General features: G+C 70.1%; 22 protein-coding genes and 2 tRNA genes. 12 read left to right on the top strand and 12 right to left on the bottom strand.

The features are described 5' to 3' along the window. Positions 1-30 precede the first annotated feature (30 nt). Together D1369_RS25620 and D1369_RS25625 are read right to left on the bottom strand one after the other, a co-directional pair. Positions 31-540 (bottom strand): heme-degrading domain-containing protein, encoded by a 510-nt coding sequence (locus tag D1369_RS25620; protein ID WP_037900170.1) that lies wholly within the window; start codon positions 538-540, stop codon positions 31-33. Further along, positions 537-1,610 (bottom strand): Gfo/Idh/MocA family oxidoreductase, encoded by a 1,074-nt coding sequence (locus tag D1369_RS25625; RefSeq protein ID WP_037900168.1) that lies wholly within the window; start codon positions 1,608-1,610, stop codon positions 537-539. The genes D1369_RS25620 and D1369_RS25625 overlap by 4 nt, the downstream gene beginning before the upstream one ends. Before the next feature lie 48 nt (positions 1,611-1,658). On the opposite strand from D1369_RS25625, the gene D1369_RS25630 reads away from it, so the two are divergent. The 6 genes from D1369_RS25630 to D1369_RS25655 all read left to right on the top strand — a co-directional run bounded on the left by D1369_RS25630 (position 1,659) and on the right by D1369_RS25655 (position 8,170). Then, the gene (locus D1369_RS25630; RefSeq protein ID WP_118082622.1) at positions 1,659-2,981 is read left to right on the top strand and encodes an ROK family transcriptional regulator; all 1,323 of its coding nucleotides are present in this window, start codon (positions 1,659-1,661) and stop codon (positions 2,979-2,981) included. A 460-nt stretch (positions 2,982-3,441) separates the two neighbouring features. Further along, complete coding sequence (locus tag D1369_RS25635) at positions 3,442-4,884, top strand: non-reducing end alpha-L-arabinofuranosidase family hydrolase (protein ID WP_202477003.1); 1,443 nt, start codon at positions 3,442-3,444, stop codon at positions 4,882-4,884. Between the two features lie 262 nt (positions 4,885-5,146). Next, on the top strand, positions 5,147-5,902 hold the full coding sequence (locus tag D1369_RS25640) for a hypothetical protein (RefSeq protein ID WP_007382294.1): 756 nt from the start codon (positions 5,147-5,149) through the stop codon (positions 5,900-5,902). A 113-nt stretch (positions 5,903-6,015) separates the two neighbouring features. Continuing rightward, on the top strand, positions 6,016-6,795 hold the full coding sequence (locus D1369_RS25645; RefSeq protein WP_007382293.1) for an HAD-IIA family hydrolase: 780 nt from the start codon (positions 6,016-6,018) through the stop codon (positions 6,793-6,795). Between the two features lie 121 nt (positions 6,796-6,916). Beyond that, positions 6,917-7,462, top strand: coding sequence for a hypothetical protein (locus D1369_RS25650; protein WP_007382292.1), 546 nt, complete (start codon positions 6,917-6,919; stop codon positions 7,460-7,462). 6 nt (positions 7,463-7,468) lie between these two features. Further along, positions 7,469-8,170, top strand: coding sequence for a class F sortase (locus tag D1369_RS25655; protein ID WP_118082623.1), 702 nt, complete (start codon positions 7,469-7,471; stop codon positions 8,168-8,170). Positions 8,171-8,450: 280 nt separating this feature from the next. Here D1369_RS25655 and D1369_RS25660 read toward each other — a convergent pair whose 3' ends face one another. Beyond that, on the bottom strand, positions 8,451-9,230 hold the full coding sequence (locus tag D1369_RS25660; RefSeq protein ID WP_037900163.1) for a GAF and ANTAR domain-containing protein: 780 nt from the start codon (positions 9,228-9,230) through the stop codon (positions 8,451-8,453). A 162-nt stretch (positions 9,231-9,392) separates the two neighbouring features. On the opposite strand from D1369_RS25660, the gene D1369_RS25665 reads away from it, so the two are divergent. After that, complete coding sequence (locus D1369_RS25665; RefSeq protein ID WP_007382289.1) at positions 9,393-10,433, top strand: glycoside hydrolase family 6 protein; 1,041 nt, start codon at positions 9,393-9,395, stop codon at positions 10,431-10,433. A gap of 98 nt (positions 10,434-10,531) precedes the next feature. Here the strand turns inward: D1369_RS25665 and D1369_RS25670 are convergent, their stop codons facing one another. From D1369_RS25670 to D1369_RS25680, 3 genes are all read right to left on the bottom strand, one after another. Next, the gene (locus tag D1369_RS25670; protein WP_007382288.1) at positions 10,532-12,469 is read right to left on the bottom strand and encodes a kelch motif-containing protein; all 1,938 of its coding nucleotides are present in this window, start codon (positions 12,467-12,469) and stop codon (positions 10,532-10,534) included. Continuing rightward, positions 12,466-14,460, bottom strand: coding sequence for a cellulose synthase catalytic subunit (locus tag D1369_RS25675; RefSeq protein ID WP_007382287.1), 1,995 nt, complete (start codon positions 14,458-14,460; stop codon positions 12,466-12,468). The genes D1369_RS25670 and D1369_RS25675 overlap by 4 nt, the downstream gene beginning before the upstream one ends. 525 nt (positions 14,461-14,985) lie before the next feature. Then, positions 14,986-15,059 (bottom strand) — tRNA-Lys (locus tag D1369_RS25680). Between the two features lie 153 nt (positions 15,060-15,212). On the opposite strand from D1369_RS25680, the gene D1369_RS25685 reads away from it, so the two are divergent. The 5 genes from D1369_RS25685 (at position 15,213) to D1369_RS25705 (ending at position 20,617) form a co-directional block, all read left to right on the top strand. After that, on the top strand, positions 15,213-16,547 hold the full coding sequence (locus D1369_RS25685) for a peptidoglycan-binding protein (protein ID WP_007382286.1): 1,335 nt from the start codon (positions 15,213-15,215) through the stop codon (positions 16,545-16,547). Positions 16,548-16,587: 40 nt separating this feature from the next. Further along, positions 16,588-17,697, top strand: coding sequence for an SPFH domain-containing protein (locus D1369_RS25690; RefSeq protein WP_118082624.1), 1,110 nt, complete (start codon positions 16,588-16,590; stop codon positions 17,695-17,697). 96 nt (positions 17,698-17,793) lie between these two features. Next, positions 17,794-18,399: a lytic polysaccharide monooxygenase gene (locus tag D1369_RS25695; protein WP_007382284.1), complete on the top strand. Its 606-nt coding sequence runs from the start codon at positions 17,794-17,796 to the stop codon at positions 18,397-18,399. A 94-nt stretch (positions 18,400-18,493) separates the two neighbouring features. Continuing rightward, complete coding sequence (locus tag D1369_RS25700) at positions 18,494-18,928, top strand: DUF3592 domain-containing protein (RefSeq protein ID WP_037900160.1); 435 nt, start codon at positions 18,494-18,496, stop codon at positions 18,926-18,928. 42 nt (positions 18,929-18,970) lie between these two features. Next, complete coding sequence (locus D1369_RS25705) at positions 18,971-20,617, top strand: long-chain-fatty-acid--CoA ligase (protein WP_007382282.1); 1,647 nt, start codon at positions 18,971-18,973, stop codon at positions 20,615-20,617. A 377-nt stretch (positions 20,618-20,994) separates the two neighbouring features. On the opposite strand, the gene D1369_RS25710 is transcribed toward D1369_RS25705, so the two are convergent. The 6 genes from D1369_RS25710 to ehuB all read right to left on the bottom strand — a co-directional run bounded on the left by D1369_RS25710 (position 20,995) and on the right by ehuB (position 25,239). Further along, positions 20,995-21,068: transfer RNA gene (locus tag D1369_RS25710), tRNA-Lys, on the bottom strand. Between the two features lie 157 nt (positions 21,069-21,225). After that, the gene (locus D1369_RS25715; RefSeq protein WP_037900158.1) at positions 21,226-21,984 is read right to left on the bottom strand and encodes an IclR family transcriptional regulator C-terminal domain-containing protein; all 759 of its coding nucleotides are present in this window, start codon (positions 21,982-21,984) and stop codon (positions 21,226-21,228) included. A gap of 220 nt (positions 21,985-22,204) precedes the next feature. After that, the gene (ehuA, locus tag D1369_RS25720; protein ID WP_037900152.1) at positions 22,205-22,981 is read right to left on the bottom strand and encodes an ectoine/hydroxyectoine ABC transporter ATP-binding protein EhuA; all 777 of its coding nucleotides are present in this window, start codon (positions 22,979-22,981) and stop codon (positions 22,205-22,207) included. Between the two features lie 10 nt (positions 22,982-22,991). Next, positions 22,992-23,642 (bottom strand): ectoine/hydroxyectoine ABC transporter permease subunit EhuD, encoded by a 651-nt coding sequence (ehuD, locus tag D1369_RS25725; protein ID WP_007382279.1) that lies wholly within the window; start codon positions 23,640-23,642, stop codon positions 22,992-22,994. Further along, complete coding sequence (gene ehuC, locus D1369_RS25730; RefSeq protein ID WP_007382278.1) at positions 23,642-24,337, bottom strand: ectoine/hydroxyectoine ABC transporter permease subunit EhuC; 696 nt, start codon at positions 24,335-24,337, stop codon at positions 23,642-23,644. Before ehuC ends, ehuD begins: the two co-directional genes overlap by 1 nt. Then, on the bottom strand, positions 24,334-25,239 hold the full coding sequence (ehuB, locus tag D1369_RS25735) for an ectoine/hydroxyectoine ABC transporter substrate-binding protein EhuB (RefSeq protein WP_007382277.1): 906 nt from the start codon (positions 25,237-25,239) through the stop codon (positions 24,334-24,336). Before ehuB ends, ehuC begins: the two co-directional genes overlap by 4 nt. Between the last annotated feature and the right edge of the window lie 47 nt (positions 25,240-25,286).

Consider the following 25,286-nt stretch of genomic DNA (forward strand, 5'->3'; position numbering starts at 1 on the left):
GATCATTCCTGTTCCGCCGACGGGCTTCCGTCAACGGTCCTTGCTCAGGAACTCCTCCAGCGCCTCGACCACGAAACGGTGGTCCTGGAGCTGGGGCAGGCCCGAGACCGTCACGGTGCCGACGACGCCCACGCCCTCCACCGTGATCGGGAAGGAGCCGCCGTGCGCCGCGTACTCGTCCGGGTCCAGACGCGAGGACTCCTCGAAGGTGCTGCCCTTGGCGCGGAAGCGGGCTCCGACCAGGTAGGAGGCGGAGCCGTAGCGCTCCACGACCCGGCGCTTGCGGTCGATCCAGGCGTCGTTGTCCGGGGCGGAGCCCGGCAGAGCCGCGTGGAAGAGCTGCTGGCCGCCGCGGCGGATGTCGACGGCCACCGGGGCCTGCCGCTCCCGGGCCAGCTCCACCAGCAGGGAGCCCAGCGCCCACGCGTCCTCGTAGGTGAACTGCCGGAAGACCAGGCGGCGTTCCTGCGCCTCCAGCTCCTCCAGCGGCGGGGTGAGTTCCGGCTGGAACTTCGGGGTCAGCCCGGTGTTGTGCGTCACAGCTGCACCGCCACTCCGTCGTGGGCCGAACGGCGCGCCGCCTCCAGTACGTCGAGGGCGGCGGCCGCCTCCAGCGCGGTCACCGGGTTGGTGCCGCCCTCGGTGAGGGCCCTGGTCACGGCCGCATAGTAAGCGGGGTAGTCGCCGGGGAGGGTGGGGACGGGGCTGCCGCCGCCCGTCACGGGGGACTCTCCCGCGCCCAGCCGGCCCCACAGCGACTCGGGCTCCCGGCCCCAGCCGGCCGCGGTGCCGGGGCGCTCGCCCTCCCTCAGGGCCGCCTCCTGCGGGTCCAGGCCGTACTTCACATAGCCCGCCTTGGAGCCCAGCACCCGGAAACGGGGGCCGAGTTGGGCGGTGGTGGCGGAGACATAGAGGTGGGAGCGGACGCCGTTCGCGTGGGTGATCGCGATGAACGTGTCGTCGTCGATCTCGGCGCCCGGGCGGCGGACGTCCGCCTCGGCGTACACGGAGGCGGCGGGCCCGAAGAGGGTCAGGGCCTGGTCGACGACATGGCTGCCGAGGTCGTAGAGCAGACCTCCGATCTCTGCCGGGTCGCCGGACTCGCGCCAGCCGCCCTTGGGCTGCGGCCGCCACCGCTCGAAACGGGACTCGAAGCGCCAGACGTCGCCCAGTTCGCCCTCGTCGAGGAGGCGGCGCAGGGTCAGGAAGTCGTTGTCCCAGCGCCGGTTCTGGAAGACGGACAGGAGCAGGCCGCGCTCCTCGGCTCGGGCGGCGAGCTCGCGCGCCTCGGCCGCCGTGCCGGCGATCGGCTTGTCGACCACCACCGGGAGACCGGCCTCCAGGGCGGCGGTGGCGAGCGGGACGTGCGTCTTGTTGGGGGACGCGATGACGATCAGGTCCAGTTCGGCGGCGCGGGCGAACAGTTCGTCGGCGCCTGCGACGGTACGGACGTCCGGGAACTCGGCGCGGGCCTGTTCCTGCCGCTCGGGGTTCGAGGTGACCACCGTGTCGAGGGTGAGGCCCTCGGTGGCGGCGATCAGCGGGGCGTGGAAGACGGAGCCCGCGAGGCCGTAGCCGACGAGGCCCACGCGGAGGTCAGCAGCAGTCATGCCCTCCACTTTCGCAACGGTGTTGCCAAAGTGCAAGCGTGACGGAGAATGGCAGGCGTGAACAGGACGAACGGCGGCGTCAACCTCCCGGCCCTGCGCAGCCACAACACCGCGCTCGTGCTCGACCTGCTGCGGGGCGCGGGCACCGGGGGAATCAGCCGACTGGAACTCGCCGAGCGGACCGGGCTGACCCCGCAGGCCGTCAGCAAGATCACCGGGCGGCTGCGGGAGACGGGCCTCGCGGTGGAGGCGGGACACCGGGCCTCGACAGGCGGCAAGCCACGGACCGTCCTGCGGCTGGTGCCGGGGGCGGGCCACGCGGTCGGCATCCACCTGGACCGGGACGCGCTGCGGGCGGTGCGGGTGGATCTCGCGGGGACGGTGGTTGGCGAACGGTGCGCCGCGGTGGACCTGGGGGCGGGGGCGGAGGCCGTCGTGGGGGCGGTCGCGGGGGAGGTCGAGGCGCTGGTGAGGGGGGTGCGGGGAGAGGACGGGGCGGGAGGCGTCGGAGAGGTGGAGGCCGGTTCGACGGTGGGCACCGCCGGGTCGTCGGAACCGGGGGTCGTGTCGGCGGCGAGGGCGCGAGGGCGGAACGCGGGGGGAGTCGCCGGGGCGGAGGCGGGTTCAGCTGCGGGCGGCGCCGGGGCGGCGGTGCTCGGGTCCGATGCCAAGGGTGTTGCTGCGCGGTCGGATTCCTCGCGTCCCGCCGCCGGCGCCCTCCCCGCCCTCCTCGGCGTCGGCGTCGCCCTCCCCGGCCCCCTCGACCACACCCGGGGTGTGCTGCACCGCGTCACCGGTTTCCCCGAGTGGGACGGCTTCCCCCTGCGGGACGCGCTCGCGCGGCGGCTCGGGGTGCCCGTCGCGGTCGACAAGGACACCAACGCGGCCGCGCTCGGGCTCGCGGTCGCGGGGGAGCGCGGGTCGTTCGCGTATCTGCATCTCGGTACGGGCCTCGGTGCCGGGCTCGTCATCGGCGGGACCGTGCACCGGGGTGCGCGGACCGGGGCCGGGGAGTTCGGACACCAGGTCGTCCAGCTCGACGGGCCGCCCTGCGACTGCGGTGACCGGGGCTGCGTCGAGGCTTTGTGCCTGGCGGCGGTGGCCCGCGGCGACCTCGCCGAGGCGGCACGGGTCCTCGGCATCGCGGCCGGCAACCTCGTCGGCCTGCTCGACATCGACCTGGTCCTGCTGGGCGGCCGTACCGTCACCAGCGCCCCGGACCCGTTCCTACGAGGGGTCGAAGCCGTCCTCGACGAACGCGCCCGGCGCACCGGCGAGGAGCCGGTCCCCGTCCGCACCGCGCCCGACGAGGTCGCCGAAGGCGCGGCACAACTCGTCCTGGCCCCACTCTTCGGCCGGGCCGACGCCTGACGCACGAAACCGACGGAGGTCTTCATGCCGGGGGCATCATTCGTACGGCGCGGGGCTGGTCCTGTGGGCGGTGGGACGGGTGTGCACGGCCCCGTCGGACTGCGTTCGCGGCCCGGACGGTCTCGACCTGGGCGTCGTCCGGGCGGACGAAGAGCCTCGGGTGAGCGACCTGGTCGGGGTCCGTAATGATCGCTAAGCCCCGCCCGTACCGCTACCTGATGCTCACGCCGGAGACCCGTACAACCACGGGACTTGAAGCCGCCTGGTTTCGGCCTGCGAACGTTTCTGCCCGTGAATTTTGCGCAAGGTATTGACGCTGATCACCGGAACCTTAATATCCAGTTGCTCGATACTTCGACCCGTGTTCGCCATGTCGAACACTCTGGGCCGCACCGCACCGCCTCCGGACAGCCCCTGACGGGCCAACCGGAGCCGCTTGCTCAAGGATGACGAGGCCCTTATGCGCAGACGTAGTTTCCGTCTCAGACGCCCGTCTGCGGTGCTCGCCGCCACGGTTGCGGCTCTGGCCGCGTTCGCGGCGCTGCTCGTCGCCGGCCCGGCTCAGGCGGCCACCACCAGCGATGTGCGCGGTGTTGATTCCGGCCGGTGTCTCGATGTGTCGGGCTTCAGTCAGACCGACGGCGCGAACGTGTACATCTGGGACTGCCACGGTGGAATCAACCAGCAGTGGACGTTGACGGACAGCAGCCAGTTGACCGTGTACGGCAACAAGTGCCTGGATGCCCGGGGCGGCGCCACCACGGCCGGGACCCCGGTGCAGATCTGGACGTGCACCGGCAGTGACAACCAGCAGTGGCGGGTGAACCCCGACGGCACGATCGTCGGCGTGCGGTCCGGGCTGTGCCTGGAGGCCTCGGGCTGGGGCAAGACCAACGGCACGGAGGCGCGGCTCTGGTCGTGCCATGGCGGCGCCAACCAGAAGTGGACCGGTCTGTCAGGGGCGAACAACATGTGTGCTCTTCCGTCGACGTACCGCTGGACATCGACCGGCCCGCTGGCGGAGCCGAAGGCGGGGTGGGCCTCGCTCAAGGACTTCACCAGCGTCGTCCACAACGGCAAGCACGTCGTCTATGCCACGACGCACAACACCCTCGCCGGTGACGACGGGCGCTGGGGACTGACGACCTTCAGCCCCTTCACGAACTGGTCCGACATGGCCACCGCCACCCAGAACACGATCCCCTTCGACGGCATCGCGCCGACGCTGTTCTACTTCGCCCCGAAGAACCTCTGGGTGCTCGCCTACAACGGGGGTTGGCCCTACAGCTTCTCCTACCGCACTTCGAGCGACCCCACCAACCCCAACGGCTGGGGCCCGCAGCAGGAGCTGTTCACGGGCACCCTCCCGAAGGGGGGTCCCCTCGACGTGACCCTCATCGGCGACGACACGAACATGTACATGTTCTTCGCCAACGACGAGGGCGACATCTACCGCGCCGGCATGCCCATCGGCAACTTCCCGGGCACCTTCGGCTCGGTCACGAAGATCATGAGCGACACAGCGCTCAACCTGTTCGAGGCGCCGGAGGTCTACAAGGTCCAGGGCCAGAACCAGTACCTCATGATCGTCGAGGCCCAGAACTACACAGGGTACGGCCGCTACTTCCGCGCGTTCACGGCCACCAGCCTCGACGGCACGTGGACACCGCAGGCCGGGGCCGACACCGTGACCAACCCCTTCGCCGGCAGTGCCAACAGCGGCGCGACGGCCTGGACCAGGGACATCAGCCACGGCGATCTGGTTCGCACCAACCCCGACCAGACCAAGACCATCGACCCCTGCAATCTGCAGTTCCTCTATCAAGGGCGCGACCCCAGCACCGACGGCGGGGACTACGGCACGCTGCCGTACCGGCCGGGCGTATTGACACTGCAGCGCTAGCCGGCGTCGCAGCGAGCGATCAGGAACGGGTCGAGCACGGCCCTCCGGGGAGTCATCACGCGGTCCTGACTGCGTGGGCCGCCTCCACGCGGGGGGCCGCGTGCCGCACCGCCCGATCGGCCTCGCCAAGCCGCTCCGGCCGCGAGGCGGGACCTCGACGCCCCGAGCCGTGCGCCCCGCGTCCGCTGATCGAGGGGACTTCGCGGGTCGGACGGTGCGGCATCACACGGTGGCCGATCCCGCCCGGCATGGTCATGTGTTCATGCGACGGTATGTGCACGGCCATACGCCCGCCCTTCTCGGCCTCGCGGCGGCAGCCGCCCTGATGTCCGCTTCCCCGGCGACAGCCGGCCCGGCCCCGGCCCCCGACCCCGTCGGCCAGTCCTGCGCCCCCGCCGACCGGGCCTTCCCGCTCACCACCCGTATCCACGGCGGTCCCGCCGCTTACGAGCCCGGTGGTGGCTTCGGTACCTGGTATCTGGATCTCGTCAACACGACCCGGCACACCTGCGCCGGGATCCACCCCGTCGTCGTCCTCGTCGACAAGCGGCACGCCCTGAAGCCCGCGCAGGCCCGCCTGGAGTTCTACGACGGCCCCCGCACCCGCGCCGTCCGGTTCGAGTCCACCGACGGGGACGAACTCGTCGGGGCGTTCGGCGGTGCCGGGCTCACCGTCGGCCCCGGAAAGACCCTCACCGTGAAGGTACGGCTCGCGCTCGCCGCGGACGCCGTACCGAACGAGGTCACCGCCAACGCGGCCGTCGTCCAGCGGCACGGCGACGACGGCGACTGGGTGGGGCAGTCCAACGACTACCGCTTCGGCATCGGCTCCGTCGCGGACACGCCGTCCGACACCCCCACCACCCCCGCCACCCCCACCCCGGACGGCCTCCCCTTCACGGACGCGGCCGAGGAACTCGCCACCACCGGCCCCGCCATGGCCGCCGCCGCCCTCGCGGCCGTCGCCCTCCTCCTGGTCACCGCGGGCGCGATCCTCCGGGCCCGCGGCCGCCGCTGACCCCAGACCTTCCGGGACCTGTCCCCTGCCGGCCATTCCCCCAAGATCCGGCCACTGTCTAGGCTGGGGCCGACGCAGCACGGCGTACACGCGTACGGCAGGAGATCCCGCACATGGCAGACCGCAAGCCCATCGATTCGTGGCTCACCGACATGGACGGTGTACTCATCCACGAGGGCGTGCCCATCCCCGGCGCCGACGCCTTCCTCAAGAAGCTCCGTGAGTCCGGCAAGCCCTTCCTGGTGCTGACCAACAACTCCATCTACACCCCGCGCGACCTGCACGCCCGTCTGCGCCGCATGGGCCTGGACGTCCCGATCGAGAACATCTGGACCTCCGCCCTGGCCACCGCGCAGTTCCTGGACGACCAGCGGCCCGAGGGCACGGCGTACGTCATCGGCGAGGCGGGTCTGACCACCGCCCTGCACGACATCGGTTACATCCTCACCGACCACGAGCCGGACTACGTCGTCCTCGGCGAGACCCGTACCTACTCCTTCGAGGCCATGACCAAGGCGGTCCGGCTCATCAACGACGGCGCCCGTTTCATCTGCACCAACCCCGACGAGACCGGGCCCTCCGCCGAGGGCGCGCTGCCGGCCACCGGTGCCGTCGCCGCCCTGATCACCAAGGCGACCGGCAAGCAGCCGTACTTCGCGGGCAAGCCCAACCCGCTGATGATGCGCACCGGACTCAACACCATCGGCGCGCACTCCGAGACCAGCGCGATGATCGGCGACCGCATGGACACCGACGTCCTGGCCGGCATGGAGGCCGGCATGCAGACCTTCCTGGTGCTCACCGGCCTGACCCGGCCCGAGCAGGTCGAGGACTTCCCGTACCGGCCCTCGAAGGTCGTGGACTCGATCGCGGACCTCGTGGACCGCATCTGAGACCTGGTCCGAGATGGTCCGAGACCTGAGCCGAGACTGACCCGAACGGAGCAACGCGGCACCCCCTCGGGATGCGGGCCCGCGGCCCCCGGGGGACTCTCCAGATATCTGGAGGTTCACGATGGGTTCACTACACCTCACTCTCTGTACCGCGGCCCTGGCTGTCGCCGCCCTCGCCCCGACCGCGCAGGCGGCCCAGGCGGCGGACGGCGGCGGAGTCTCGGTGACCCCGTCGACCCCCGCTCCCGGCGCCGACCTCGCACTGCGGGTGACCGGGTGCGCGGGCAGGACGGCCACCGCCGCCTCGGCCGCGTTCGTCGCGGACGCCCGGCTGACCGGGGCCGGCGGCGGCCTCAGCGGCGAGACCCGCGTCCGCTCCTCGATCGAGCCCGGCCCCTACGACGTGCGGATCACCTGCGCCGACCTCGAGATGAAGGGCAGGATCACCGTCGCGGCGGCGAAGGGCGGCACATCCCCGTCGGCCCCGGCGACCCCGGCCGCCCCCGTCGACGCCGGCGGCGGCTGGACCGCCACCCACCTCTCCGCCATGGAGCCGCACGCCGTCACGCCCGGCACCGGGCACGCGGTGACGGGCCTGGTGCTCGCCGGGGTCGCGGCGGTGGCCGTCGTGCTGCGCCGCAGCCGCCGGAGTTGCGGGACGGACTGAGCTGCGATGTCCGACCGTTTCCTCGCCCAGGAAGGCGGCCCCGCCCACCGCGGACACGTCCTCGGGACCGGACGGCTGCTGACCGGCCTGACCTGGGCGGTGCTGCTGCTCGGGCTGTGGCTGTGGGGGGCCGACGTCACGGACGTACGGCACGGCGTGTCCGCGCCGACCACCGGTGACCTGGCCGCGGTCGGGCGCCCGCCAACGTCAGTCGAACTGCCGCCCGCCGCACGGCCCCTGACGGGAGCGCTGCCGCAGCGCCTCGACATCCCGGACCTCGGGGTGCAGGCGCCCGTGGTGGCCCGCGGTCTGGACGCCCGGGGCGCCCTCGACCCGCCGCCCTTCGACCAGCCCGGCGTCGTCGGCTGGTACGCGGCCGGCGCGAAACCCGGGGCCGCCGGGACCGCGCTGATGGTGGGACACCTCGACACCGAGACCCGGCCCGCCGTCTTCCACGGGATCAGCGCCCTGAAGCCGGGGGAGACGGTCCGGGTGATCCGTGACGACGGCAGGGTCGCCGAGTTCACCGTCGACGACGTGCGCGTCCTCACCCGCGAGGGCTTCGACGCCCACCAGGCCTACGGCCCGCGCCGGTCGGGCCGCGCCGAACTGCGTCTCATCACCTGCGGCGACACCTTCGACCGGGCGAGTCGCAGCTACACGGCGAACGTGATCGTCTCGGCGTATCTGACCGGCACCGGCCTGTAGGACTCCCGTGGGCGTTACCTGGCCCGGTCGGCGACCCGCTCCCCCCGAAGCCGCCGACCGGGCTGGTCCTCGACCGCGCGTGCTCGGGCTGCGGGAGTAACCCGGCGACGGCACGGGAGGCCTGGAGGCTCGGTGGTGATCACTGCGGCCAGGGGCTGGGGCCGTAACCAATGAGGAGACTCTAGAACAGGTGAGCGCCCGGGCCTAGAGGCTGTTGGAGCTGCTGGACGCCAAGTCCCCTGCCGTGGCTCTCCGCCACACACCCTGGTGGTCCGGGGTTCTACGCGGGTCCGTCCGTGCTCCGGTCGATCTGCCGGCGCAGTTCGGCGTCGTCCGCGACGCCTTCGATGACCGCGCTCGCCACCTGGTCCAGGGGCAGCCGATGGCGTCGCGCGTACTGCCGTAGCGCCATGAACGCCTGGTCTGCGGGGACGCTCCAGCGCTCGGCGAGCATCCCCTTGGCCTGCTCGATGCGGACCCTGCTGGACAGGGCTTTCTGCAACTGACCGGACAGGGTGCGGTACCGGGCGTAGGTGTGACGGTTCTGCAGACCGAGGGCGGCGGCGTCGGCGAGGGCCTGGGCGACATGGAGCTCGGAGGTGACGTCGTCGGCCGGGGAGGTGCCGGGCAGCGTGGGCGCGAACACGTTGAGAGCGCCCAGCAGGTTCTCGCTGCGGCGCAACGGCACCGCGAACGTTGTCACGATGTCGTGCCGCAGGGCCCGTTCGGTGAAGTCGGGCCAGCGGGCGGCCGCATGGGCGACCCGTATGGAAACCGGTGGTACGGGCCGCCCCGAGCCGTAGCTGTCCAGGCAGGGTCCGCCGCCGTGCTGCGCCTCCAGCAGGTCCAGCGCCACCTGTTCGTGCCGGCTGCTCGCGGCCAGCGACACCGACCGGCCGCCGTCGATGAGCATCACCCCGGCCGCCCGCGCGTCGAGCAGTTCCACGCAGTGGTCGGAGACCCGTTGTAAGTACCGGGTGGCCTCGAAGCCCTCGACGAGGGTGTCCGCCGCCTCCACCAGTGCCGAGGCCAGCCGGATCTCCCTGGTGGCGTACCGCATCGCTGAGCACTCCCCTTCATCGACGAGCGCCCCGTACGAAGCGCACCCACCCCGACCTTCGGGGCTGTAACAGCTCCTGGACAAGGCTCCGGCGACCTCGTGGGCGGCGCGACCGATGTGTCACGATTGAGACTTGCCACAGTGCACCCAGGGGGGAATTGGATGTACGTCAGCAGGGGGGCCAGGAGGGCGGCCCGCGCACGGGCGTCCGCGGCGGTGCTGGGGGCGGCACTGCTGCTCGCCGCGTGTTCGTCGCCGGAGGATCCGAAGAAGGAGGGCGACGGCGACAAGGCCGGCGCCGGGATCACCCAGCAGCCCAAGGAAGCCGACCCGTTCTGGGTCAACCCGGACGGCAACGCGGCCAAGCAGGTCGCGGCGTACCGGAAGAGCGGCAAGGACGACGAGGCCGAACAGATCCGCAAGATCGCCCAGCAGCCGACCGGCGAGTGGATCGGCCCGGAGAACCCCGAGCAGGAGGCGCGCGGCTTCACCGAGGCCGCGGACCGGGCCGGCCGTACGGCCCTCCTGGTCCTCTACAACATCCCGCACCGCGACTGCGGCCAGTACTCCCAGGGCGGCGCCGCCGACGGCAACGCCTACCGGACCTGGATCGACGGCGTGGCCGCGGGCATCGGCGACCGCTCGGCGACGGTGATCCTCGAACCGGACGCCGTCCTGCACCTGGTCGACGGCTGCACCAAGGACGAGTTCCACGAGGAGCGCTACGACCTGCTCACCGGCGCCGTCGAGAAGCTCAAGTCCCTGAAGAACACGAAGGTCTACCTGGACGCGGGCAACGCGGGCTGGGGCCACCCCGACCAGATCTTCGAACCCCTGAAGTGGGCCGGCATCGCCAAGGCCGACGGCTTCTCGGTGAACGTCTCCAACTTCTACTCCACCAAGGACTCCATCACCTACGGCAAGCAGCTCTCCGCCAAGGTCGGCAACAAACACTTCGTCATCGACACCAGCCGCAACGGCAACGGCCCGTACAAGGACGGCGACGAGAACGAACGCTGGTGCAACCCACCGGGCAGGGCCCTGGGGGAGACGCCGACGACAAAGACAGCGGACCCGCTGGTGGACGCCTACCTGTGGGTCAAGCGCCCGGGCGAGTCGGACGGCGAGTGCAAGGGCGGCCCGAAGGCGGGCGAGTGGTGGCCGGCCTACGCCTTGAAACTGGCCCGAGGTTCGGACACCTAGGCGCGCGGGGCTGTATCGATTTGCGGCTCCGCCGCGTGGGCGCGACCAGCCACAACGCTCCCGCACCCGAAGTCATAGGTGCGGGAGCGTTCTTGAAGCTAGGGAACTCGAACCCACTGAGCCTTGCTGGGCGTCCCCTGATCGTCGTCGACGAACAGCATGTACCACCCCGACTGCACCAGGTTCTTGTTCCCCGGCACCGTCACCTTCACCTTGTCCCCGGACACCGTGAACTTCAGCTCGACGGACCGCTGATCCACATCCGTCACATGAGTCGACGCGCTGGGCCGGATCAACCGAACCTTCTTGATCACGGAAGCCTGCGGAGACGTGAACGTCCCCGAAGCCCCCCGGGCGATCGTCTGCGGCCCCCCGGACAGCGAAGGCCGGGAATCCCGGTACAGATACGGCGGGGTATAGATCTCGATCCGCTGCTCGAAGACACCCGGCTTCGTGTTCGCCTTGTCCCCGTACAGCGAGTCCGACCCGAAGAACATCACCCGCCCGTCCGGCAGCAGCAGCGACCCGGAGTGGTAGTTGCGCCCCACCAGCGGATCGGCCACCGACTCGAACGTGTTGGTTTCCGGGTGGTACAGCCGGGCCTGAAGGATGTTGGAGTCACCGCGCCCGCGATAGTCCTCCGACCCGCCCGACACCAGCACGGTGTCGTCGGGAAGGATCGACGCCTGCGGATACCGCGTCCCCTTCTCCAGCGTCGGCCCGTCCACGAACCTCGGGCTGTCCGCCTTCATGTCCACGATCCGCGTCCGGTTGCTGGAGAGCTTGGACTCGCCGACCCCGCCGCCCCCGATCACCATGAACTTCTCGTCCTGCGCCGGCGGCAGCAGCACGGTGCCGGAGGTCTCCATCTTGTTCGCGTCGCTGAGCCCGGGGATCTTCGTGAACTTGTTGCTCTCCACGTCCCAGATGCCCGGCTCACGCCCGACGTTGTCCGGCCCGTACCCCGCGTTCGACCCCGAGTAGAAGACCTTGCCGTTCTGCAGGAGGAACAGCGCGGGATACGTCGGGAACTGACGGACCTTCGAGAGGTACGTCCACTTCCTGGTCTTCGGGTCGAACACCTCGTTCTTGCCCGGCACCAGCTGCCCGATGTCGTCGAGCCCGGAGACACTGAGGACCTTGCCGTCGCTCAGGGTGGTGAGCGTCGGATACCAGCGGGCCTCCTTCATCGGGTCGACCTTGATGTACTTCTCGGCGACCGGATCGAACTCGAAGGCGTCCCGGATCCCCTGGAAGTCCTTCTTGTCGAGCGCGAGCTTCTGCGCGATGCCGTAGGTGTTGCGGGCATCAGTCCCGGTCAGACCTTGGATCCGGTAGTTGTCCTGGGTACCCGTCTCGTACTTGGCGCCGCTCTTCTGCGCCTCGACGTAGATCCGCCCGAGGCCGGGATCATTGCGCAGGAACTTCCCGGTCCTCTTGTCGAAGACCTTCGTGGCCCGCTCCACGACGACCGGGTCCCTGGACACGAACGTCTTGCCGTTCTCCTTGCCGGTGAACCTGGTGCCCGCCGGCAGGGTGATCGGCTGGTCCGGGTTCTCGTTGTGGACGATCATCAGGCCGCCGGCCTTGGTCACGTCACCCTTGAGCTTCTCGTAGCGCTTGGTGCCACCGGCGATCAGCAGATTGCCGTTCGCGAGCTGGGTGTGCCCCGTGCAGAACAGGTCCTTGGGCGTCGGCACCTTCTTGATGGTGCCCTTGACCGGGTCCCAGATCCGGGTGTCGAACTTCTTCGCGTCGAAGTTGTCCTGGTTGTTGCCCGACCCCGCCACCAGCAGCACCTTGCCGGTGCGCAGCAGCGCCGCGTGGATGGTGTTCTGCCGGTACTTCTCGGGGAAGTCGACGATCTCCCACTTGCCGTTCTCGGCTTTGTACTCGGGTTTGTTGATCTGGTACTGGTGGTATTTCGCCGTCCCGAAGCGGTACAGCCACGGGCCGTTCATCCCGGCCAGCGCGAGCACCACCGCCGTACCGATCGCGAGCCGACGGGCGCGGCGGCGGCCTGCACGGTCGTTCATTCCTTACGTCCCCCAAGTCCACCGAGGGCGATCTGCATGGTCTGGTCGGTGCCCTCGTCGTGCGTGTGCGAGTCCACCCAGCTCGGCTTCTGGGCCGGAGCGTGCGGGGCGGCCGGCAGCGGCTGCGGCTGGTACTGCGTCCGCGCCGAGGCCTGCGCCGGAACCTGAGCCGGAACCACTGCCTCCGGCGGTGCGTCGGCAGGCTTCTTCTTCGCCTGTCGCAGCATGTGCCGCCAGGTGAAGATCGGTGTCGCGGTGATCAGCATGGCGAAGGTCGCCCAGATGATCATCGCGGGGTGCGAGTGCCCGAGGGCGATACCGGCACCGATCGAGCCGCCGAAGATCAGGATGAAGTACCAGTGGTAGCGGAAGGTCGCGAACCACCGGTCGGGGCTGGCCGAGTCGCCCTTGGGCGTGACCACGAACTTGCTCTTGCGCCGCAGCAGCGAGTCGACCAGCGCCTTCGCGTACAGCGGGGCGGACAGCGCCGACATCACCATGCCCGCGACACCGCCGGAGCCCTCGGGCTCGTGCGGGGAGACGTTGTGGCGGCGGTTCCAGATGTACAGGCCGATCTGGAGCGCGGAGGCGTTGCCGTAGAGCATCAGCCACACGGTGGGGTCGATGTTCACACCCGAGGCGCCCAGGCCCAGGAACAGCGTGCAGCTCAGGGCCGCGAGGATCCAGTTGAGGGCGGACATCGGGTAGAAGATGATCATCATCGTGTAGTTGAAGAGCTTGCCCGGCGGCAGCGAGTACCAGCCCTTCCAGTACTGCTTGAGGATCGTCTCGTACGTCCCTCGCGACCAGCGCATCTGCTGGGTGAAGAAGTCGGTCCAGGCGCTGGGGCCCTCACCGACGGCGAGGACGTCCGGCGTGTAGACCGAGCGCCATTTCCTCCCCGTGGCCGGGTTCTTGTGGCGGTGGATCTCGAAGCCGGTGGCCATGTCCTCGGTGATCGAGTCGTACAGGCCGCCGATCTGCTTCAGCGCCTTGATCCGTACGGCGTTGGAGGTGCCCACGAACATCGGGGCGCCGTACTTGTTGCCGGCGCGCTGGATCAGCGCGTGGAAGAGGAACTGCTGGGACTCGGCGGCCTTGGTGACGAAGTTGTCGTAGTTGCCGTAGACCTGCGGGCCGATCACGAAGCCGATGTCCGGGTCGCGGAAGAAGCCGAGCATCCGCTCCAGGTAGTTGGGCAGCGGCACGTGGTCGGTGTCCACGGAGGCGAAGAAGTCGTACTGGTCGCCGTGCGCGTCCAGCCAGGCGTTGTAGTTGCCGTGCTTGGTCTTGGCGCGGTGCGGTCCCTTGGGCTGGTTCCACTTCTCGATGCCCTTGCGGGAGAAGTGGTGCACGCCGAGCCGGGCGCACACCTCCTTGACCGCCGGGTCGTCGCCCTCGTCCAGGAGCCAGACGTGCAGGAGGCCGCGGTGGCGGATCCTGACCGCGGCTTCCAGAGTCTTCGTCACCATCTCCAGCGGCTCCTTGCCGGGCACGAAGGAGGTGAGGAAGGCCACTCTGGTGCCGGTCTCGGGCACGACCGGGATCGGGTCACGGGCGACCAGGGTGGCGTGCGCGTTGGACAGGACGTTCATGCAGCGGAAGAACTCGATCAGACCGATCGAGACGAGCATGACGATGTCCAGGGCCGGCAGCCACGAGAAGGCCGGGTAGTCGCGCTCGGTCCAGTGCTCCGGCTGGAGCAGCCAGGCCAGCAGGACCAGCGAGAGCAGCGGGGCCGCGGCGAGCATCAGGGCGACCCTGATGCGGTGCGGCTCCTGCGAGATCAGCGAGCGGTACTGCACCTTGTAGGGCCGGCCCGGGTCGGGCTGGGTGAGGGGGCCGGCCAGTCTGCTGTAGTGCTCGTAGTCGTACTTCGGAAGGGTCTTCTTTATCCGGCGCAGTGTGCCGGTCCCCTGCGAAGGCAGCCTGAGCTGAGTGGTGTCGGACGGGTCGAAGTTCTGCCGGGCGCCCGTCGGCGTCGACGTCATGAGTCATCCCCCCACACGCGAACGAACCGCGTGTTGTCGTTTCCTTACGGCTGCTCCGGTCCCCCTCGACCTTCACAGACGCATCAGTGGTGGGCCGCAGTCACCACACTCTTCACAGCGGTAGACAGGCAAAAGCGACCTTCCGGTTGCAGACGCCCCCCTCGGCATCCTCCGAAGCGGGGCCCCTTTCCCCGCAACACCGGCAACCGGCTCCATGCCCCCCAAGTGCCGCGTATACGCAGCATCTTGAAAACCAGGGTTCTACGGTGCTCATCATGATCGCAAGATGCGAAACGCGGTGTTTACCGGTCATACGCGTTCATTGTGGTTCCTGTGGGGCCTTGTGGAGTCGTTGCGGACATCCATACGACCGCCGGCCCACTCCGGTTCACGCCCCCCTTTCATGCGGAAAGGCCCCGCCTGGGCGAGCAACCTTCCGTCGCATCCCCGGCCTCCGGCTGCACCGAAGCAACTCGTCCAAATCATGACAGGCCCCCCGCTTTCACGGAGGGCCTGTCATTGTCGTGCGCCGCCAGGGACTCGAACCCCGGACCCGCTGATTAAGAGTCAGCTGCTCTAACCAACTGAGCTAGCGGCGCCTGCTGACCTGGGCAACTCTACCCGATCGGGGAGGGTGCTCCGGATCGACGTACATCATTCGGACCGTCAGCATGCGCGTCGGGGCGACAGTTGAGAAACTGACGAATGTGCACAGTTGCGGACATTTCTATCTGGAGTGTGAGGGGCGTCGCATGGAGACTCCGGTATTCGAGGAAATCGATCCCGCGAGCGACTGCGACTGCCCCGGATGCGTCCACTGGCGGCGCGTGCTGCCCCGGTCGACCGGCGGTCACCCCGCCGCCACCCGGGCCGTGATCCTCGCCGCCGCCGCCTCCACCGCCTTCGGCGCGGTCCACACGGCCCCGGCCTTCGCCGCCTCCCACGTCCCGGCCCGCCCGGGCGTTCCCGCGGTGGACGAGCCCGACACCCCCCAGGGCCACAAGGCCCCCCTGCACGGCCCCGGCGGCAGACCGGGGGCCGTCAAGGCGCCGACCACCACCCGTGCCGACATCATCCGGCGGGCCAAGCAGTGGGTCGCCGCGAAGGTGCCGTACAGCATGTCCGCCTACTGGGACGACGGCTACCGCCAGGACTGCTCGGGCTTCGTGTCCATGGCCTGGAACCTGCCCGGCAACGAGTGGACCGGCAGCCTGGGCCAGTACGGGATCAGGATCGCCAAGGACGACCTCCAGCCCGGCGACATCCTGCTCTTCCACAACCCGGCCAACCCCGAGCAGGGCTCGCACGTCGTCATCTTCGGCGGCTGGACGGACTACACACGCACCTACTACCTCGCCTACGAGGAGACCCGCCCGCACGCCCGCGGGCAGGCGACCCCGTACGCCTACTGGAGCAACTCGGACCGGTACGTCGCCTACCGGTACAAGGGGCTCGCGGGCGCGGCGACGGGCGGGGAGCCGGCCGCGTCCGGGCCGGACAACGCCAAGCCGGCGGCCCCGGACGTGACGCCCTACCCGGGTGCCGCCTACTTCGGTCCCGGGGCCAACAACAAGTACGTCACCCAGCTCGGCCGCATGCTCGTGGAGCGCGGCGCCGGGCGCTACTACACCTCCGGCCCCGGCCCCCGCTGGACGGACGCGGACCGCAGGGCCACCCAGGTGTTCCAGCAGGCGCAGGGCTGGCGGGGTGAGGACGCGGACGGGCTGCCCGGGGCGCGGACCTGGACGCTGCTGGTGACCGGCAAGGGCAAGGACATCGAGAAGGGCGTCGAGGCGGCAGGCGGTCGGACCGGGACGGCGGGGCCCTCGGCGCACTCCTCGCACGGCGTTCCCGGCTACCCCGGGCGCGCGATGTTCCGGCCCGGCGCGACCAATGAGTACGTCACCCAGCTCGGCAGACAGCTGGTGAAGAAAGGGTTCGGCAAGTACTACACGACCGGGCCGGGTCCGCGTTGGGGCGAGCCGGACCGGCGGGGCGTCGAGGCGTTCCAGCGAGCCCAGGGCTGGCGGGGCGGCGCGGCGGACGGCTACCCGGGGCCCGAGACCTGGCGGCGGCTCTTCTCGTAACCACCTGTGGTGACATCTGGCGCGGAGGCTGGAGACACGCATGACTACGACCACTTCACCCACACCGGAGTCCGAGGGGCACGCCCGCCCGGCCCGGCTCATCCAAAACGAGGCGACCACCGAGATCCCGGTCCATCTGCTCTTCCGTGACGACCCGGACCCGGTGTCGGTACCGCTGAAGCCCGCGGTGGTGGCCCGCCGGCAGGGCACCGGAGAACAGCCCCGCCTGCGCAGGCCCGACCAAGTCACCCCGCGCCCCGCCCCCGTCGTCGACCCCGAACTGGCCGAGCGTCCCGCGCGGGTGCTGCCCGGCTCGGTGGGCGTCCTCGCCGGCACCTGCGGGGTGGCCGGGTGCGCGGTCACCTCGTGGTGGGCCGGCGTGCTGCCGCGGCTCGCACTGGAGGCGTTCAGGGTCCCGGCGTTCGCGGGCGCGGGCCTCGGCCCGGCGCAGTGGGCGGCGTACGCCGGAGCCGGTGCCCTCGGTCTGTTCGGCTTCGGCGGACTGGCCCGCGGCCGGACCGGGCGGGCCTGGGTGCTCGGACTGTTCGGCCGCTACCGGGGGACCGTCCGGCGCACCGGCCTGATGTGGGTCAACCCGCTGCTGCTGCGCCGCCGGGTCGACGTACGGCTGCGGCACTGGCGCGGCGAGCCGATGCCGGCCGCCGACCCGAGCGGGGTCGCGCTCCGGGTCGTGGTCCTCGTGGTGTGGCGGGTGCGCGACACCGCGCGGGCCACGCTCGGCGTCGACGATCACGAGACGTACCTGCGCGAGTGCGTCGAGGCCGCGCTCGCCCGGGTCCCGGTGGAGGCGCCGGGCTCGGGCCGCGGTTCGGCCGACGCGGCGGGGGAGGCGCTGACCCGGCTGGTGGCCGCGGAGACCGCGCCCGTCGGTGTCGAGGTGTTCTCGGTCCAGCCGCTGCGCGTCGAGTACGCCCCCGAGGTCGCCGCCGCGATGCACCGGCGCCGGATCGCCGCGCTGGACGCCCAGCACCGGTCCACCATGCTGACCTCGGTCGTGGACTCGGTCGAGGACACGGTGACCCGGCTGACCATGCGGGGCCTGGTGGAACTGGACGACTACGAACGCAAGGCGCTGGTCAAGGACTTGACGGTGGCGTTCTGCGCGGGCCGCGGAGAACAAGGGGCGTAGTTGGTATGGACATGGTCAACGCTCAGTAATAATCTGGGACTTGGTCTAGACCTGCAAGCTCACTGAACCTCCCCCACGTTCTCCAGGAGCGGCAGCATGCGCACAAAGACCAAGTGGTACGCCGCCGTGGTGGGCCTCGCCACCACCGGAGCCCTCGTGCTCTCCTCCGGCGGCGCCAGCGGCCACGGCTACACCGACCTCCCCATCAGCAGGCAGAAGCTCTGCCAGAACGGCACCGTGACGAACTGCGGCGACATCCAGTGGGAGCCGCAGAGCGTCGAGGGCCCCAAGGGCTTCCCGGCCGGCGGACCCGCCGACGGCCAGATATGCAACGGCGGCGTGAGCCGCTTCAGCCAGCTCAGCGCGCCCAGGACCCCGTCGGGCACGGCCTGGCCTGCGACCAAGGTGACGGGCGGCCAGAGCTACACCTTCCGCTGGCAGTTCACCGCCATGCACGCCACGACCGACTTCAAGTACTACGTCACCAAGGCGGGCTGGAACCAGAACCACAACCTGGCCCGCTCCGACCTCAACCTCACCCCGTTCCTGACCGTCCCCTACAACGGCCAGCGACCCCCTTCCACCCTCTCGCACAGCGGCACCCTGCCGTCCGGGCTCAGCGGACGGCATGTGATCGTCGCGGTGTGGACGATCGCCGACACGACGAACGCGTTCTACGCCTGCTCGGACGTCACGTTCTGAGCATCGCTTGAGACAGTCCAGACGTCCCCCGGGGTAGGTTCCCCCACACGATCACGCGATCACGTGATCGGTGCCTGACCTCGGGGGATCTGTCATGGACGTCTTCTTCTACCTCATTCCCGTCCAGCTCATGGCCGTGGCCCTGTTCGGCGCGTACCTCATGGTGCGGCGCTGGCTCCGGATACGCAGCGCCTGGCGGAGCGGGCTGACCGCCGAGGGGCGGTGCCTGCGGGTGTACGCCGTGGCGCACGGCGGCGGCGACAGCCGGGTGCGCACGAGCCTGCGTCATGTATACGAGTTCAGGGCCCGGGACGGCCGGGCCGTCCGGTTCGAGGAGGAGGGCGGTCCGGGGACGACGCTCGAGGGCGATATCGTCACCGTCCACTACGCCGACGGCCCGGACGTCGTGGCGACGGCCCGTCCCGGCCGTGGCGGACACGGGTGCGCCGCCTGCGCGGTGATCGCCATGGCCGGCGTGGTCGTGCTCGTCTGCGCGGTCTTCATGATCGCCCTCACCGCGATGTCCTAGACCCCTCCACATCTGACGAACCGTCAACTACCGTACGCCCCCATGAACTCCAGGAGGCGTACGGTCGCGGAGCTCGTCGCAGGGCGGTGGGGCGACCACCGGCCCGGACTGTGGTTCGAGGGGCGGGTGCTCACCCACCACGACGTGGCGGCGAGCGCCGCCGTCCGGGCGGCACTGCTCACCGACCTGCTGCCGGGCGCCGGGGCCCACATCGGCGTGCTGCTCGACAACACCCCTGAGTACCCCATGTGGTTGAGCGCGGCGGCCCTCGCCCGCGCCGCCGTGGCCGGCATCAACCCCACCCGCCGGGGTCCGGAACTCGCCCGGGACATCCTGCACACCGAGTGCCGCCTGCTGGTCACCGAACCGTCCCAACTCCCCTTGCTGCGCGGCCTCGACCTCCCCGGTGTCCGCCTGCTGGTGACCGGCACCGAGGAGTACGACACCCTGCTGGCGCCCTACGCCGGCGCCGAACCGGACGCCTCCCGCGCCGCTCCCGCCGACCGGCTGCTGCTCTACTTCACCTCCGGCTCGACCGGCGCCCCCAAGGCCGCGCTGTGCTCCCAGGGTCGCCTCGCCGCCGCCGGGCGCTCGCTGGCCGAACAGTTCCGGCTCGGCCCGGACGGGATGCACTACATCTGCATGCCGATGTTCCACGGCAACGCGGTGATCGCCGACTGGGCGCCCGCGCTGGCGACCGGGGCGGGCATCGCGCTCAGGCGGCGGTTCTCGGCCTCGGGGTTCCTGGCGGACGTGCGCGCGTACGGGGCGACGTACTTCACCTATGTCGGCCGGGCGATCCAGTACGTCCTGGCCACCGAGGAGCGCGAGGACGACCGGGACAACCCGCTGCGGCTCGGCTTCGGCACGGAGGCGGGGGCGGTGGACGCGGCGGCCTTCGAGCGGCGGTTCGGGGTGCGGCTGGTGGAGGGGTACGGGTCCTCCGAGGGCGGCGCGGCGATCCAGTGGGCGCCGGGGACTCCGCGGGGCGCGGTCGGACGGGCGGGGCGCGGGCTCGTCGTACTCGATCAGGAGACGGGGCAGGAGTGTCCGCCGGCACGGTTCGACGCGGCCGGGAGGCTGCTGAACGGGGACTCGGCGATAGGGGAGCTGGTGAACAGGGCCCCGAACCCCTTCGAGGGGTACTGGCGCAACCCCGAGGCGGAGGCCGAGCGCCGCCGGGGAGGGTGGTACTGGACCGGAGACCTCTTCTACCGGGACGCGGAGGGGTACCTCTACTTCGCGGGGCGCACCGACGACCGGCTCCGCGTCGACAGTGAGAACCTGGCCGCCGCGATGATCGAGAACATCCTCGCGCGCTACGAGGGGGCGGTGGCCGTCGCCGTCTACGCGGTGCCCGATCCGGTGACCGGGGACCAGGTGATGGCGACGATCGCGGGAACCTTCGACCCGGAGACCTTCGCCGACTTCCTCGCCGCCCAGCCCGACCTCGGCACGAAGATGGCGCCCAGTTTCGTGCGGGTGGTGGACCGGATGCCGGTCACGGCAACGAACAAGATCAACCGAGCGCTGCTCAGGAAGGAGGGCCTGCGCTGCACGGACCCGGTGTGGTGGCGGCCGCCGGGGACACGGACGTACCGACGCCTGGAAAACGCCGAAGGGCCCTTCGCTCCCACGAAAGGCCCTTCACCGGTGCGCCGCCAGGGACTCGAACCCCGGACCCGCTGATGCTGTGTCTTCTGGGGGGTAACCCCCAGACCCCCAGCCGCCGTCTCGGCTCTCGGGGGAACGCCGAAGGGCCTCTCGCTCCCACGAGAGGCCCTTCACCGGTGCGCCGCCAGGGACTCGAACCCCGGACCCGCTGATGCTGTGTCTTCTGGGGGGTAACCCCCAGACCCCCAGCCGCCGTCTCGGCTCTCGGGGGAACGCCGAAGGGCCTCTCGCTCCCACGAGAGGCCCTTCACCGGTGCGCCGCCAGGGACTCGAACCCCGGACCCGCTGATGCTGTGTCTTCTGGGGGGTAACCCCCAGACCCCCAGCCGCCGTCTTGGCACTCGGGGGGAACGCCGAAGGGCCTCTCGCTCCCACGAGAGGCCCTTCACCGGTGCGCCGCCAGGGACTCGAACCCCGGACCCGCTGATTAAGAGTCAGCTGCTCTAACCAACTGAGCTAGCGGCGCATGACTCTCGCCCTCCGCCTTCGGCGGCTGGCGACAGAGAAAATACTACCCGGTCTCAGAGGGTGCTTCTGACCACGCTCGAGTCGACCCACCCAGGGGCGCGGGGGCGACCAGCCCCCACGGCCCGCGGACGACGGGCGGCCTTCCTGCCCCGCTCCTAGATCGCCAGGGACAGCAGTACCGGAGCCGCCCCCCTGTTAAGGCGGTCCGTGGCCTGGCGCAGGCGGTGGGCCTGGTCGACCGGCAGGGACAGCGCGAGGCATCCCACCAGCGACCCCGCGGTGATCGGCACCGCCGCGCACACCGTGCCCACCGCGTACTCCTGGAGGTCGAGGTGGGGGACCGTCGGCGGCTGGGCCTCCAGGCGGGAGAGCAGCAGCTTGTCGTTGGTGATGGTCCGCGAGGTGAGGCGGGTCATGCGGTGCCGGGAGAGATGGTCCCGGCGGCCGTTGTGGTCGAGCTGGCTGAGCAGGCTCTTGCCGAGCGCGGTGGCGTGCGCGGAGGAGCGGAAGTCCACCCACTCGTTGACCGCCGGGGTCGCGGGGCCGTCGGCGTACTGGGCGATGGTGACCTCGCCGTCGACGTACCGGCTGATGTAGACGGCCGCGCCGATCGAGTCGCGCAGTTCGTCGAGGGTGCGCTGAAGCTGGTCGCGCAGGGCCTGGTCGCGTTCGTGGGTGGAGCTGAGCCTGGTCAGGGCCTCGCCCGTCACATACGCGCCGTCGGCGACCTGCTCGACGTACCCCTCGCGGCGCAGCATCCTCAGGAGCGTGGTCAGTCGCTCCGGGTCGAGGCCGGTGGTGCGGGCGAGTTCGGCGTCGGTGATTCCGGCGGTGTGCCGTGCCACGGTCTCCAGGACGCGCAGTGCGTCCTGGGCCGAGTGGTACGGCGCGGTCGGCTCGTGCTTCAGCGCCACGGTGTTCCCCCTGCGCTCGCTCGGTCGCACTACTACTGGGCCGTAATCCAGACAGCGATCCCCTCCACGATAACCGGCAAAAGGCTTGTAGTGAGCGGCTGTTGACGAGATTCCGTCCCCGGGCCGTGCCTCTCAACAGGGGCGCTGACACGCTGGCATATGCCAAAGGCATGACCCGGGTCCGGGACCTCGAAGGTTGAACCCTGTTCACTTCTCGCGGTCAGAGAACCGCGCTCAGAAATTCCCGGGTCCGGTCCTGTGCGGGGTCGCTGAAGATCTTCTCCGGCGGTCCCGACTCGATGATCCGGCCCGAGTCGAACATCAGGACCTGGTCGGAGATGTCCCGGGCGAAGTTCATCTCATGGGTCACGCAGAGCATCGTGATGTCGGTGGTGCGGGCGATGTCCCGCAGTACGTCGAGGACGCCGGCGACCAGTTCCGGGTCGAGCGCGGAGGTCACCTCGTCGAGCAGCAGCACCCGGGGCCGCATGGCCAGTGCCCGGGCGATCGCCACCCGCTGCTGCTGCCCGCCGGACAGCTGGGTCGGCCGGGCCCCGGCCTTGTCGGCGAGCCCCACCAGGTCGAGCAGCTCACGCGCGCGTGCCTCCGCCTCGTCCTTGGACATGCCGAGCACGGTGACGGGCGCCTCGGTGATGTTCCTGAGGACCGACATGTTCGGGAACAGGTTGAACTGCTGGAAGACCATCCCGATCTTCTTGCGGACCTCGCGCAGCTGCTTCTCCGGCGCCGGGAACAGCTTCTCCCCGTCCACCGTGACCGTCCCCTCGTCGGGCTTGGTCAGCGTCATCAGCATGCGCAGGATCGTGGTCTTGCCGGACCCGGAGGGGCCGATCAGCGTCACGTGCTTGCCGGAGTCGACGGAGAAGTTCAGCCGGTCCAGGACCGTGTTCGACCCGAAGCGCTTGGTCACGTCCTCGAAGCGGATCAGCTCACTGCCGTCCACCGGCGGGTTGGTGTTCGCGTCGGGTTCTTTCATGAGGGGAGTGTCAGCGGACAAGACGTCGCTCCAGGGATCGCAGAAGAAGGGAGGCCAGATAGGAGATGACGATGAAGGCCACGCCGATCACGGTCAGCGGCTCGGTGAACTGGAAGTGCTCCTGGGCGAACAGCCGCGCCTGGCCGAGCATCTCCAGGACCGTGATGACCATCAGCATCGGGATGTCCTTGAGCATCGAGATCACGTAGTTGCCGAGGGCCGGCACGACCCGGCGGATCGCCTGCGGCAGGATCACCACCTGCCAGGTGCGCACCCGCGGGAGGTTCAGCGCCGTCGCCGCCTCCCACTGGCCGGCGGGCACCGCCTCGATACCGGCCCGGTAGACCTGCATCGTGTACGTCGAGTAGTGCAGGCCGATCCCGATGACACCGGTGGCCAGCGCCGAGAGGGTCACGCCCCACTCGGGCAGCACGTAGAAGAGGAAGAACAGCTGGACCAGCAGCGGGGTGTTGCGCACGAACTCCGTGACCACCCCGACCGGCCAGCGCACGAACCGCGAGGGCGCGCGCATCAGCAGCGCCCACACCAGGCCCAGCACGAACGAGATCAGCGAGCCGAGCGCGAGAGCCTGCAGGGTGACCAGCAGACCGTCCCAGAACTGCGGCATGAAGTCGCCTACGGCACTCCAGTCCCACTCCATCAGACACCACCTCCGACCGGCTCGGGCACCTTCACCTCACGGGTGGGCGCCTTGCCGACCCCCGCCTTCAGCTTCTTCTCCAGGCCTCGCATCAACCGCGTGAGCAGGAAGGCGATCACGAAGTAGATGAGCAGCAGATACGTGTAGATCCCGGCGCTCTCCTGGAGGGCTAGCCGCACCAGGTTGCCGCTGAACGCCAGGTCGCCCATGCCCATCACGGACACCAGCGCGGTGCCCTTGAGCAGCTCGATCAGCAGGTTTGAGAAGGGCGGGATCATCTCCGGCACCGCCTGCGGCAGCAGGATCAGCCGCATCCGCTGCCAGGGCGTGAAGCTCAGCGCGATCCCGCCCTCCTGCTGGGCCGGGTCGACCGCCCCCAGCGCACCGCGCACGATCTCGGAGCCGTACGCCCCGTAGGTCAGTCCGAGCGCGAGCGTGCCCGCCCACATCGGGACCAGTTGCCAGCCGAAGGCCGGGGGCAGCACGAAGAACACCCAGAAGATCATCACCAGCGCGGAGGTCCCGCGGAACACCTCGGTGTAGAAGCCCGCGAGGAAGCGGACGATCCACAGCCGGTGGGTGCGCGCGACGCCGACCACGAAGGACACGGCGGCGGCGAGGATCGCGCTGAAGAACAGCAGCTGGACCGTGGTCCAGATGCCCTTGAACACCAGTTCCCAGAGTCCGGAGGTCATCCGCCGCAGAGCTCCTTCGCGGTCAGGTCCGTCATCTCGGCCCGCGTGAACCCGAAGGGCTTGAGGATCCGGAGCAGTTCCCCGCTCTTCTTCAGCTTCCTCAGCTCCACGTTGAAGGCGTCCCGCAGGTTCGTCTCGGTGCGGCGGAACGCGAAGGCACCGCCGTCGATGTGCGGCTTGCCGTCCACGGTCGGGGTGAAGGCCTTCGTCGCCTCCGCCTTGGCCGATTTCTTCACCACCTCACGGGTGGTGAGCGCGGTCCCGGCGAACACGTCGACGCGCCCCGCCTCCACCGCGTTCAGCCCCGCGACCTGGTCGGGAACGATCAGGATGTCGCTCTCCTTGTATCCCGCCTCGACGGCGTACCCGATCTCCGCATAGCCGGTGCCGGTGGCGAACTTCGCCTTCTTCGCGACGACGTCCTTGTAGTTGTGAAGACCTTTGGGATTTCCCTTGCGCACGATGAAGGAATCGAGCATCTGGTAGTCGGGATCGGCGAAGATCACCTGTTCGCAGCGTTCCGGGGTGACATACATCCCGGCCGCAACGACATCGAACTGCTGTGAATTCAGCCCGGGAATGAGCGAGCCGAACTCGGTGGGCACGGGCTGCACCCGGTCCACGCCGAGCCGCTTGAATATGACCTTCGCGAGTTCGGGTGCCTCGCCGGTCAGGTCGCCGTTCTTGTCGATGTACCCGAAGGGGATCTCACCTGCGATTCCCAGCCGTACGACGCCTGCCGCTCTGAGCCGGTCGAGCAGTTCACCGCCTCCGGTGGTGGAGGCGGTGGCCACGCGGGAGCAGCCGGCCGCGCCCAGTGCGCCGAGCGCCGCCACCCCCGCGAGCAGCGACCGGCGGGTGGTCCCGGATATGTGTTCGCCGTGTTCCAGTGGTGGAGCCATGGCGGCGCGGCTACCCGACCGGATGCGACTTATGCGGATCGATTTGA

Origin of the sequence: Streptomyces sp. CC0208 (assembly GCF_003443735.1) — a bacterium.
Taxonomy (GTDB): domain Bacteria; phylum Actinomycetota; class Actinomycetes; order Streptomycetales; family Streptomycetaceae; genus Streptomyces; species Streptomyces sviceus.

What these genes read in the sequence shown, in the direction of transcription:
- D1369_RS25685 (WP_007382286.1), top strand. Translation starts at nt 15,213, where the DNA reads ATGGAGACTCCGGTATTCGAGGAAATCGATCCCGCGAGCGACTGCGAC.
- D1369_RS25670 (WP_007382288.1), bottom strand. Translation starts at nt 12,469, where the DNA reads ATGAACGACCGTGCAGGCCGCCGCCGCGCCCGTCGGCTCGCGATCGGT.
- D1369_RS25695 (WP_007382284.1), top strand. Translation starts at nt 17,794, where the DNA reads ATGCGCACAAAGACCAAGTGGTACGCCGCCGTGGTGGGCCTCGCCACC.
- D1369_RS25645 (WP_007382293.1), top strand. Translation starts at nt 6,016, where the DNA reads ATGGCAGACCGCAAGCCCATCGATTCGTGGCTCACCGACATGGACGGT.
- ehuA (WP_037900152.1), bottom strand. Translation starts at nt 22,981, where the DNA reads ATGAAAGAACCCGACGCGAACACCAACCCGCCGGTGGACGGCAGTGAG.
- D1369_RS25690 (WP_118082624.1), top strand. Translation starts at nt 16,588, where the DNA reads ATGACTACGACCACTTCACCCACACCGGAGTCCGAGGGGCACGCCCGC.
- D1369_RS25700 (WP_037900160.1), top strand. Translation starts at nt 18,494, where the DNA reads ATGGACGTCTTCTTCTACCTCATTCCCGTCCAGCTCATGGCCGTGGCC.
- D1369_RS25630 (WP_118082622.1), top strand. Translation starts at nt 1,659, where the DNA reads ATGGCAGGCGTGAACAGGACGAACGGCGGCGTCAACCTCCCGGCCCTG.
- D1369_RS25635 (WP_202477003.1), top strand. Translation starts at nt 3,442, where the DNA reads ATGCGCAGACGTAGTTTCCGTCTCAGACGCCCGTCTGCGGTGCTCGCC.
- D1369_RS25625 (WP_037900168.1), bottom strand. Translation starts at nt 1,610, where the DNA reads ATGACTGCTGCTGACCTCCGCGTGGGCCTCGTCGGCTACGGCCTCGCG.
- D1369_RS25705 (WP_007382282.1), top strand. Translation starts at nt 18,971, where the DNA reads ATGAACTCCAGGAGGCGTACGGTCGCGGAGCTCGTCGCAGGGCGGTGG.
- D1369_RS25675 (WP_007382287.1), bottom strand. Translation starts at nt 14,460, where the DNA reads ATGACGTCGACGCCGACGGGCGCCCGGCAGAACTTCGACCCGTCCGAC.
- D1369_RS25660 (WP_037900163.1), bottom strand. Translation starts at nt 9,230, where the DNA reads ATGCGGTACGCCACCAGGGAGATCCGGCTGGCCTCGGCACTGGTGGAG.
- ehuB (WP_007382277.1), bottom strand. Translation starts at nt 25,239, where the DNA reads ATGGCTCCACCACTGGAACACGGCGAACACATATCCGGGACCACCCGC.
- D1369_RS25665 (WP_007382289.1), top strand. Translation starts at nt 9,393, where the DNA reads ATGTACGTCAGCAGGGGGGCCAGGAGGGCGGCCCGCGCACGGGCGTCC.
- D1369_RS25655 (WP_118082623.1), top strand. Translation starts at nt 7,469, where the DNA reads ATGTCCGACCGTTTCCTCGCCCAGGAAGGCGGCCCCGCCCACCGCGGA.
- D1369_RS25640 (WP_007382294.1), top strand. Translation starts at nt 5,147, where the DNA reads ATGCGACGGTATGTGCACGGCCATACGCCCGCCCTTCTCGGCCTCGCG.
- ehuC (WP_007382278.1), bottom strand. Translation starts at nt 24,337, where the DNA reads ATGACCTCCGGACTCTGGGAACTGGTGTTCAAGGGCATCTGGACCACG.
- ehuD (WP_007382279.1), bottom strand. Translation starts at nt 23,642, where the DNA reads ATGGAGTGGGACTGGAGTGCCGTAGGCGACTTCATGCCGCAGTTCTGG.
- D1369_RS25650 (WP_007382292.1), top strand. Translation starts at nt 6,917, where the DNA reads ATGGGTTCACTACACCTCACTCTCTGTACCGCGGCCCTGGCTGTCGCC.